This is a genomic window from Dietzia sp. DQ11-71, from assembly GCF_014144995.1.
GTDB lineage: Bacteria > Actinomycetota > Actinomycetes > Mycobacteriales > Mycobacteriaceae > Dietzia > Dietzia kunjamensis.
Genome location: NZ_JAALDT010000334.1, coordinates 1 through 1,433 on the forward strand (window position 1 = coordinate 1; position 1,433 = coordinate 1,433).

General features: G+C 71.5%; 2 protein-coding genes. Both read left to right on the forward strand.

The annotated features are described in order from the left end of the window. A partial coding sequence (gene purN / locus G6023_RS12015) for a phosphoribosylglycinamide formyltransferase (RefSeq protein ID WP_277817531.1) occupies positions 1-359 on the forward strand: 359 nt, incomplete at its 5' end. Next, on the forward strand, positions 356-1,433 hold a 1,078-nt coding region (gene purH, locus G6023_RS12020; RefSeq protein WP_182635670.1), incomplete at its 3' end, for a bifunctional phosphoribosylaminoimidazolecarboxamide formyltransferase/IMP cyclohydrolase. The genes purN and purH, both read left to right, overlap by 4 nt.

Here is a 1,433-nt window from a genome sequence, read left to right on the forward strand (position 1 = left end):
ACTGGGTGGTCTCGGCGGGCTTCATGCGCATCCTCGGCGCCGCGTTCCTCGGACGGTTCGACGGTCGCGTGCTCAACACCCACCCGGCGTTGCTGCCGTCGTTCCCCGGCGCCCATGCGGTGCGCGACGCGCTCGCCTACGGGGTGACCGTCACCGGCAGCACCGTCCACCTGGTCGACGCCGGCGTCGACACCGGACCCGTGATCGCCCAGCGTGCCGTCGACGTCCACCCGGACGACACCGAGGCCACCCTCCATGAACGCATCAAAGTCGTCGAGCGCGAGATGCTCGTCGACGTCCTCGCGGCCGCCGCCCGTGGCCGACTCCACATCGAAGGTCGAAAGGTGCACCTAACGTGACCGATTCCCGCAGGCCCGTCCGCCGCGCACTCATCAGCGTCTACGACAAGACCGGGCTCACCGAGCTCGCCCGGGGGCTCGCCGACGCCGGGGTCGAGATCGTCTCCACCGGCTCGACCGCGCAGCGTATCGCCGACGCCGGGGTCGCCGTGACGCCCGTCGACGCGCTGACCGGGTTTCCGGAATGCCTCGAAGGCCGCGTCAAGACCCTGCACCCGCGGGTTCACGCCGGCATCCTCGCCGACACCCGCAAGCCCGAGCACCTCGAGCAGATCGCCGACCTCGGTGTGCAGCCGTTCGAGCTCGTCGTCGTCAACCTCTATCCCTTCACCGACACCGTCGCCTCCGGCGCCGATTACGACGCCTGCGTCGAGCAGATCGACATCGGTGGGCCCTCGATGGTCCGCGCGGCCGCCAAGAACCACCCGTCGGTGGCTGTGCTCGTCGACCCCGCCGGATACGGCGAGGCGCTCGAGGCCGTCGCGGCCGGTGGCTTCACCCTCGAGAAGCGCCGCAGCCTGGCCGCCGCCGCGTTCCGCCACACCGGGGCCTACGACGTCGCCGTGGCCACGTGGATGACCGCACAGACCGCGGACGGCGCGGGCGACGGGGCAGCGGGCGGCTCCGGCGAGTTCCCGGTCTGGCAGGGGCAGAGCCTCGACCTCGCCGCGACCCTGCGCTACGGCGAGAACCCGCACCAGAGCGCCGCTCTCTACACCGACGCGGCCGCCGCGCCCGGCCTCGCCCAGGCCACCCAGGTGCACGGCAAGGAGATGAGCTACAACAACTACGTCGACGGCGACGCCGCGTGGCGCTCCGCCTTCGATCACGCCGAGCCGTGCGTGGCGATCATCAAGCACGCCAACCCGTGCGGCATCGCGATCGACGCCGACATCGCGGCCGCCCACCGCGCCGCGCACGAGTGCGACCCCGTCAGCGCGTTCGGTGGCGTGATCGCGGCCAACCGCGAGGTCACGGTGGAGATGGCCGAGCAGGTCGCCGAGATCTTCACCGAGGTGATCATCGCCCCGTCCTACGCGGACGGTGCCGTGGAGATCCTGCAGCGCAAGAAGA